This window comes from Amycolatopsis sp. SID8362, assembly GCF_010550475.1.
Lineage (GTDB): Bacteria > Actinomycetota > Actinomycetes > Mycobacteriales > Pseudonocardiaceae > Amycolatopsis > Amycolatopsis eburnea.
In genome coordinates this window covers 1-7,539 of sequence record NZ_JAAGNB010001721.1, presented here as the reverse complement: position 1 = coordinate 7,539, position 7,539 = coordinate 1, and the positions used below count along the sequence as shown (strand labels likewise).

Genomic DNA, 7,539 nt, shown 5'->3' with positions numbered 1-7,539 from the left:
GCCCGGACCCCGCCCAGCGCCTGCGCGGCCGGCAGCAGGAGGCCGTTGTCCGGCCCGACCAGGAGCCCGTCCCCGGCGACCACGACCACGCCGAGCCGCGCCGTGCCCACGCCCGGGTCGACGACCGCGACGTGCACCGACGCGGGCAGGAACGGCGCTGTCTGGGCCAGCGCCATCGCCCCGTGCCGGATGTCCTGAGGGGGTACTTCGTGCGTCACGTCGATCACGCGCACGGCGGGCGCGAGCCGGGCGATCACGCCGTGGCAGGCCGCCACGAAGCCGTCGCGCAGGCCGTAGTCGGTGGTCACCGAGATCCAGTCGTACGCCATGCCAGCATCATCCATGGTGGCGGAGGGTGCGCGTTAGGGTTCAGTCCGTGACACCCCTCCCCACCGTCGCCGCCGGCAAGGTCCGCGACCTCTACGCCGTGGGCGCCGACCACCTGCTGGTCGTCGCCTCCGACCGCATTTCGGCCTTCGAGCGCGTGTTCCCCACCCCGGTCCCGGACAAGGGCCGGGTGCTCACCGCGATGAGCGCGTTCTGGTTCCGCGAGCTCGCCGACGTCCTGCCGAACCACCTGGTGGCCTCGGACGGGCCCCTGGTGCCCGCCGCCTTCCGCGGCCGCGGCCTGCTGGTCGAGCGGCTCGACATGCTGCCGGTCGAGGCGGTCGTCCGCGGGTACCTGACCGGGCGCGGGTACGCGGACTACCGCAGGTCGGGCGCGGTCTGCGGACTCGGGCTGCCGGCCGGGCTGCCCGAATGCGCCCGGCTGCCGGAGCCGATCTTCACGCCGTCCACCAAGGCGCGGCCGGGCGAACCGGACGAGAACATCGACTTCGACACGTTCGCGGCGATCCTCGGCCGCGCGCTCGCCGAGGAGGTCCGCGAGGCGTCGCTGGAGCTGTACCGCCGGGGTGCCGCGCGGGCCGCGGAGCAGGGGCTGCTGCTCGCGGACACGAAGTTCGAGTTCGGCATCGGGGCCACCGGCGGGCTGGTGCTCGCGGACGAGGTGCTGACCCCGGATTCGGCGCGCTACTGGCTCGCCGGCGACCACCGGCCCGGACGGCCGCGGCCGTCGTTCGACAAGCAGCACGTGCGCGACTGGCTGGTCGGCCCGTCCTCCGGCTGGGACTGCGTCTCCGCGCTGCCGCCGCTGCCGCCGGCGGTGGTGACCGCCACGCGCGACCGCTACCTCGAGGCGTACCGCCGCATCACCGGGCTTTCCCTGGCAGACTGGCCGCGTGATCCTGCTGATCTGCGGCAGCCTGCGAGCAGGCTCGGGCAATGCGGCGGTGCTGGGGACCGTCGCGACGCTCACCGCGAGCCAGACGTACACCGGCCTCGGCGATCTGCCGCACTTCAACCCCGATGACGACCGTGACCCGCTGCACCCGGCGGTCGCGTCGCTCAGAGAAGCGATCAAGGCCGCCGACGCGATCCTGATCTGCACCCCGGAGTACGCGGGCGGGCTGCCGGGCTCGTTCAAGAACCTCCTCGACTGGACGGTCGGCGGCGGCGAAATCTACGGCAAGCCGGTGGCGTGGATCAACGCGTCCTCGATCGCGGCGCCGACCGGCGGCCGGGACGCGCACGACTCGCTGCGCAAGGTGCTGACGTACGCGGGCGCGAAGATCGTCGACGAGGCGTGCGCCCGGATCCCGGTCTCGCGCGCCGACGTCGCCGACGGGCAGGTCGCCGACCCCGACCTGCGCGGGCGGATCGCGATGGCCGTGCGGCTGCTGCGCGACGGCGTCTGACCCTTCCGGCAACGGTCGCCCGCCCGTTCTGCGCAGTTCACGGGAGTTTCAGACGCGTGCGTCCCAATGGTGGCGTGGACGCTCGCCTGCTGGTTTCGCTGTCGGGAATCACCCCGCGCACGCTGCACCGGTGCGCCGACCTCGCGGCGGAACTCGACCGCCGGAAAGTGCCGTTGTCCCTGCTGTACGCCGCCCGCACCGGCGAAGGCCCGGTGACGGAGTGGGTGCGCAGCCGCGCCCGCACCGGCGATTCCGTGCTGCTGCACGGCTACGACCACACCGTCACGCCCACCCACCGCACGGTGTACCTGGGCAAGAAGGCGGAGTTCGCGACGCTGCCGGCGCACGAGGCCCGGCTCCGGCTGATCGCGGCGAAGGCGTTGCTGGACACCGCCGGCCTCGACGTCGACGGCTTCGCACCGCCGCGCTGGATCGCGTCCCAGGGCACGCTGCAGGCGCTGGCCGAGCACGGCTTCCGGCTGTGCGCCGACCTCGGCGCGGTGCGCGACCTCGTCACCGGCGAGGTCCGCCGCGCCCGCGTCAATGAGTTCACGAGCCAGTCGCACCGCACGGAGACGGTCCGCTGCTTCGCGCTGGTACTGGCGGCGGCTCGCGCGGCCCGCCGGGGCGGGCTGGTCCGGCTGGGGGTGGAAGCCACGGACCTCACCCGCCCCGGCCTCCGGCAGGCCTTGCTGGACGCCGTCGACGTCGCACTGGAGAACCGCGCGTTCGGCGCGACCTACGGCTCGCTGCGCACGGTGGCGGCCTGAACGACCCGCGGGACATCGCTTCTCACTCTGGAGTTGTCAAACACCGCCGCCCTCCGAGGGGGGACGGACCTCGCCGCGGAACCCGTGCACCGGGTTCGGGTCGAGCAGCACGTCGAGCTGACCGAAGGCCACGTCGACCGCTGGGGCGAGCGCGGGTGCGTCCGCGCCGGCCAACCGGTTGCCCGCCTGGTAGCAGGCCACGGCGATCTGCGCCGCCAGTACCGCGACCTCGCGGGGCGTGCCGCGCTCCAGCAGGATCGCTTCGCCCAGCTCGGCGAACCGTTGCAGCTTCCGGGCGCTGCGGTCCTTGAGCTCCGTGTTCTGCTCCACCAGGCGCTGGTGCATCTCGTAGCGCTCGGCGTCGGTCGTGGCTTCCGCGCACACTTCCAGCACCAGGGCGCGGATCTGCTCCAGTGCGGCCGGCAGGCTTTGCGGTGCCCCGCCGGGTAAGGCCCGCTGGCGCTCCGCCAAGTGGTCCAGCAGCTGCTGCTCGTCCGAAAACACCACCTCCTGTTTGTCACCGAAATACCGGAAGAACGTCGTGCGCCCCACCTCCGCGCGCTCCGCGATGTCCGTGACCGTGACCTCGGCGAAGCCGCGCTCCGCGAACAGTTCGAAGGCGGCCTCCACGATCTGCTCGCGAGCCTGTTTCTGCTTCCGCTCCCGCAGCGAGGGGCGTTGATTCATGGCTCCACGGTAGCGGATTCGGTATCGAGTGCGCTACGGTACCGAGTACCAATTCGAATCGAGTACCTGATCGAGTGAAGGGGGACGGGATGACCGAAGCGACGAAGACCCTGCTCATGACCGGTGCGAGCCGGGGCATCGGCCGGGTCGCGGCCGAACGGCTGCTGCGGGACCGGCCTGACCAGCTGCTGCTCGTCGTCGTGCGCGGGGAGGAGGCCGGGCGCCGGCTCGCGCGGGAGCTGGCCGAGCGCACGGGGAACGCGAACGTCCGGCCGGTGTCGTGCGACCTCGGCTCCCTGGCGCAGGTGCGCGCGGCGGCGGAAGCCGTGCGGGCGATGCTGGACGAGCGGGAAATCCCACCGCTGGCGGGCTTCCTGGGCAACGCGGGGGTCCAGATGGCGTCGGCCGCGAAGGCGACGGCGGATGGCTTCGAAGCCACGTTCGGAATCAACGTCCTGGCGAACTACCTGCTGCTCCGCCTGCTCGCCGACCGGTTCGAAGCGGGCGCGCGCGTGGTGATCACCGGCAGCGAGTCGCACTTCGGCGACTTCCGGCACAACCTGGGGCTCGTTCCGGCACCCCGCTGGACGGGCACCCGGGATCTCGCCCGGCCGGGCACCGGCCCCGAAGCCGAAACCGTGACCGCGGGGCGCCGGGCCTATTCGACGAGCAAGCTCGGCGTGCAGTACCTGGTGCACGCGTTCGCGAGGCGGTTCCCCGAGATCGACGTCTACGCCTACACGCCAGGGCTGGTCCCCGGTACGGGTCTCGTCCGTGACGCCGGCGCGATCCAGCGCTTCGGTTTCCGGTGGTTGCTTCCGCTGCTGTGGGCGACGCCCATCGCGTCGAGCCCGCAGGTGGCCGGAGTCAAGCTGGCGGCGGCCGTGACGATGGCTCGGCCAAGCGAATCCGGGGCGTACCTCGACCGCGGCCGGGTCGTGCCGTCTTCACCGGAGTCGTACGACGAGGAGCGGGAGGAGGAGTTGTGGCGTGGCGCGGCCGAGTTGTGCGGCGTACCGGTGTCGTGACCGGCACGCCGCGCGGCTCAGAGCTTCGCGGGCTCGGCCCGCTCGAGCACCTTGACCTCGGTCCCTTCGGGCGCGAGGTTGCCGAACAGCCCGTAGTGCATGGCGGGGTTCGCGAGCACGGCCTCGTGAATGGGCACGGCCACCCGCGGCGCGACGGCCCGCAGGTAGTCGACGGCTTCCCCGGCCTTCAGCCAGGGCGCGCCGGTCGGCAGCCCGAGCACGTCGATCTTCTGCTCCGGCACGAAGAACGAGTCACCGGGGTGGAAGAAGGCGCCGTCGTCGAAGACGTACCCGATGTTCGGGATGACGGGGATGTCCGAGTGGATCACGGCGTGCTCCCCGCCGACGGCCTTGACGGACGTGTCCCCGATCGCGAAGGCGTCCCCGACGTTGGCGACGTCGAACTGGACCCCCAGCTTCTGGACGGCTTCGGCGGACCCGGGATCGACGATCAGCTTCGCTTCCGGGTTGGCTTCGAGGATCTTCGGCAGCTTCTCGACGTCGAGGTGGTCGAAGTGCTGGTGCGTGACCAGCACGGCCGACAGCTCCCGCTCGCCCTCGAACCCGGTGGAGAACGCGCCGGGGTCGATCAGGATCCGCTCGGAGCCGGTCTCCAGCAGCAGGCAGGCGTGTCCGAAATGGACGATACGCATCGATGTTCTCCTTTGCACGTGGACGATTCCAGCCTAGTCCCGCTTGTCGTCACCTCGCCAACACGCTCGGTGGCCGGGCGCTGGCCGCGGCCCGGCGGCTGAGCCGGAATCCGCGTCGTCGGTGACGCTCGGTTTCTGCTTCGGAAAATGTCCTTGATCTGTCCACCCCGAACGGAGCAACTTCGTCGAATTGTGTCTCGGTGGCTTATTCTGGAGTGTCTGGCACTCGTCGCGGTGAGGAGTGGGCGTCCAGATGCTCAAGAGTTTCCTCGGCTGGCTCCGGGACTACGTCGTCTACACCGGCATTGTGGGGCTGGTGGAAGGCGTGCTGGGTATCCTGGCCTTCGGCGGGCTGCTCAGTGCATTGCTCGGGAATACCGCGATAAAGGCGGGCGCAATCGTCGCCGTTCTCCTCGGGGTGATCGGCTTGTACATCCTCCTGATCGCGAACCGGGTCGAATGGCGGTCACGAACGGAACTCGACCGACGGCTGCTCCAGTACTACTGCAGCGTCCTCAAGGAACGGCACGGTCACTCGTGGCGGATCGCCAGCTGGGTGGAGTCCGCCGCGGTGCGGGCCAACGGCGACGCGAGCGAGGTGATCACCGTCAGGGCGGTCGTCGAATGCGACCTGCTCGACTTCTTCGCCATTCGCACCGGCGCGGGCTGGCACCAGTCCGAGAAGGCGCGCCGCAAAGTGAAGATAAACGTCAAGTCGCTGGAAGTGGACGGCATCGGTGGCACGCGTCGCGATGCGACATCCACCTGGCTGAATGACGACAGGTTGGAAGTCATCGCCCATTTCGGAAGTCCCGCCAGGCGTGGTGACGAAATCGTCATGGTGATCGAAAAGGAATGGCCGGGAAAGTGCGCACCCCTGATGCGGGACCGGCAGCCCGACGAATTCGCGTTGACGTTCGCTTGTGTCGCCGACTACTTGGAGTACGCCGTGCAGCTACCGGAGGGGAGCGACGTGGCTTGCGACGCGATCGGACTGGTGAAGGGGGAGCACGACTACACGCTGGCGGTCCGGCGCAACGGTGTCGGGCCGACCGAGGTCTCCCTGGTGGTGAGGAACATCCCGCCACGGGTGCGCGTCGGGATGCGCCTTGACCTCAAAAAGCCGAGGTAGCTCGTCCGAGGGACGGGGCCCTCTTTGTGCTGTTGCAGGCGGAACTACGTGTCTCCGCCTTCGCCACCGTTGTGAATCATTCTCATCCTCTGCTGGGCATCATGGAACTCTTCGGCCGGACGAGCCGGTCGAAGACTGGCGACTCTAGCGCCTCGAAGCCGATCACGAGCGGTTTTCCGCTCGATAAGATGATTTATTCTAAGTGAAGAGTCGTGAAGGCCTTGTTGTCCGTTGCTCACAGCTTCCCCGCGAGCAAGGCGTCCCCGAGTTCCGTCCGCCGGTACAGCACCCGATGTCCACGCCGTTCCGAAGCCAGCAACCCCGCGCCCCGCAACGCCGTCAAGTGCGCCGACACCGTCGCCGGCGCCAGTCCGTGCCGCGACGCCAGCTCGGTCGTCGCCGCCGGGCGGTCCAACGTCGCCAGCAGTAGCGCCCGGGTCCGGCCGAGGACCTCGGCCAGCGCCTCCGGCAACGCTGTCGCGGACGTCCACAGCGAAGCGACCCCGCGAGCCGGGTACAGCACCGAAATCTGCCACGGCGGCACCGTCACCACGCCCACGCCCGGCCACGCGAACACCGCCGGGATCAGCAGCAGTCCCCGCGAATCTATCTCCAGCCGCTCGCGAGCCCGGACGTCGACCAGCACCGACGTCCCTGACAGCCGGACGCGCGGGTGCAGCTCCGAGAACATCGCCGCGATGCCGCCCGAACCCAGCTGCCGGGTGCGGAACGCGATGTCCGCCGCCAGCAGTTCGCGCAGGCGGGGCCACTGCGGTTCGAGCAATGCGTGCCACACGGTCTCGAGCTGGTCGGCGAGCAGGTCGCGCGCAGTCGCCGGGTCGTCCGGCAGCAGTGACAGGTCCGCGTCGACCATCTCCAGCTCCAGTGCCACCTGGGACGGCGGGGTCGCGCGCACGGCACGCAGCTGCGCCGCGGCCGTCGTCTCCGGGCCGGCGGGCGGCGGGCTCAGGAACTCGGTGATGTAGTGCCGCGCGCTGAGCACCGCGGCCAGCTCGGGCACGTCGGGAAGCTCCGACAGCCACGGCGGGTGCGCGGGGTGCGCGCGGACGCCGAGCAGCGTCTGGACGGCGCCCAGCACCTCTTCCAGTGGCGAGATCGCGAACCGGACGCGCTGGCTGCCGGCCGCGGTCAGGACGAGCTCGATCATCGCGGATTCGCTCTCACCCGAATCAGTGTGCCGCAAGAACAGTGCCGACCAGGGTGCAGTCATGTCGTTGTTCACCCATCGCGCCTACTGGCGCTGGTCGGCGGGCGTGCAGTTCGCCCGGCTCCCGGCGACCATGGCGCCGCTCGCGTTCACCCTGCTCACCACGGCCACGACCGGGTCGTACCGGCTCGGTGGCGTGCTCATGTCGGTCTTCGTCGTCGCCGAGATGGCCGGTGCCGTGCCGGTCGGGCGGCTGCTCGACCGCGTCGGGCCGGCCCGCGGCCTGACGGCGCTGCTGCTCTTCACCGCCGCCGGGTTCGCCGTGCTGGCCGCGGCCGCGAACG

General features: G+C 70.5%; 9 protein-coding genes and 1 pseudogene. 6 read left to right on the top strand and 4 right to left on the bottom strand.

Translation table 11 applies throughout. The annotated features are described in order from the left end of the window. A partial coding sequence (locus G3I65_RS52735; RefSeq protein WP_160703733.1) for an S-adenosyl-l-methionine hydroxide adenosyltransferase family protein occupies positions 1–329 on the bottom strand: 329 nt, incomplete at its 3' end. A gap of 47 nt (positions 330–376) precedes the next feature. Between G3I65_RS52735 and G3I65_RS52730 the strand changes: the two genes are divergently transcribed. The 3 genes from G3I65_RS52730 (at position 377) to G3I65_RS52720 (ending at position 2,527) form a co-directional block, all read left to right on the top strand. Continuing rightward, positions 377–1,372: a phosphoribosylaminoimidazolesuccinocarboxamide synthase gene (locus G3I65_RS52730; RefSeq protein ID WP_160703727.1), complete on the top strand. Its 996-nt coding sequence runs from the start codon at positions 377–379 to the stop codon at positions 1,370–1,372. Beyond that, complete coding sequence (locus tag G3I65_RS52725; protein WP_160703725.1) at positions 1,293–1,757, top strand: NADPH-dependent FMN reductase; 465 nt, start codon at positions 1,293–1,295, stop codon at positions 1,755–1,757. Before G3I65_RS52730 ends, G3I65_RS52725 begins: the two co-directional genes overlap by 80 nt. A gap of 74 nt (positions 1,758–1,831) precedes the next feature. After that, positions 1,832–2,527, top strand: a complete 696-nt coding sequence (locus G3I65_RS52720) for a DUF2334 domain-containing protein (RefSeq protein ID WP_309236092.1) — start codon at positions 1,832–1,834, stop codon at positions 2,525–2,527. Positions 2,528–2,563: 36 nt separating this feature from the next. Here the strand turns inward: G3I65_RS52720 and G3I65_RS52715 are convergent, their stop codons facing one another. Then, complete coding sequence (locus tag G3I65_RS52715; RefSeq protein WP_160703723.1) at positions 2,564–3,214, bottom strand: TetR/AcrR family transcriptional regulator; 651 nt, start codon at positions 3,212–3,214, stop codon at positions 2,564–2,566. An 89-nt stretch (positions 3,215–3,303) separates the two neighbouring features. Here G3I65_RS52715 and G3I65_RS52710 point away from each other — a divergent pair, with 89 nt between their 5' ends. Then, positions 3,304–4,242 (top strand): SDR family NAD(P)-dependent oxidoreductase, encoded by a 939-nt coding sequence (locus G3I65_RS52710; protein WP_203612746.1) that lies wholly within the window; start codon positions 3,304–3,306, stop codon positions 4,240–4,242. A gap of 17 nt (positions 4,243–4,259) precedes the next feature. Here G3I65_RS52710 and G3I65_RS52705 read toward each other — a convergent pair whose 3' ends face one another. Then, positions 4,260–4,895, bottom strand: coding sequence for an MBL fold metallo-hydrolase (locus tag G3I65_RS52705; RefSeq protein WP_160703721.1), 636 nt, complete (start codon positions 4,893–4,895; stop codon positions 4,260–4,262). A gap of 253 nt (positions 4,896–5,148) precedes the next feature. Here G3I65_RS52705 and G3I65_RS52700 point away from each other — a divergent pair, with 253 nt between their 5' ends. Then, complete coding sequence (locus G3I65_RS52700; RefSeq protein WP_160703719.1) at positions 5,149–6,027, top strand: hypothetical protein; 879 nt, start codon at positions 5,149–5,151, stop codon at positions 6,025–6,027. 235 nt (positions 6,028–6,262) lie between these two features. Here G3I65_RS52700 and G3I65_RS52695 read toward each other — a convergent pair whose 3' ends face one another. Beyond that, complete coding sequence (locus tag G3I65_RS52695) at positions 6,263–7,195, bottom strand: DUF5937 family protein (protein WP_163046912.1); 933 nt, start codon at positions 7,193–7,195, stop codon at positions 6,263–6,265. A gap of 61 nt (positions 7,196–7,256) precedes the next feature. On the opposite strand from G3I65_RS52695, the pseudogene G3I65_RS52690 reads away from it, so the two are divergent. Then, positions 7,257–7,539, top strand: a pseudogene (locus G3I65_RS52690) (MFS transporter); the annotation flags it as partial.

Bases quoted from the DNA above. Each gene is read 5' to 3' on its own strand.
- G3I65_RS52715 (WP_160703723.1), bottom strand. From the start codon at position 3,214: ATGAATCAACGCCCCTCGCTGCGGGAGCGGAAGCAGAAACAGGCTCGC.
- G3I65_RS52710 (WP_203612746.1), top strand. From the start codon at position 3,304: ATGACCGAAGCGACGAAGACCCTGCTCATGACCGGTGCGAGCCGGGGC.
- G3I65_RS52705 (WP_160703721.1), bottom strand. From the start codon at position 4,895: ATGCGTATCGTCCATTTCGGACACGCCTGCCTGCTGCTGGAGACCGGC.
- G3I65_RS52700 (WP_160703719.1), top strand. From the start codon at position 5,149: ATGCTCAAGAGTTTCCTCGGCTGGCTCCGGGACTACGTCGTCTACACC.
- G3I65_RS52695 (WP_163046912.1), bottom strand. From the start codon at position 7,195: ATGATCGAGCTCGTCCTGACCGCGGCCGGCAGCCAGCGCGTCCGGTTC.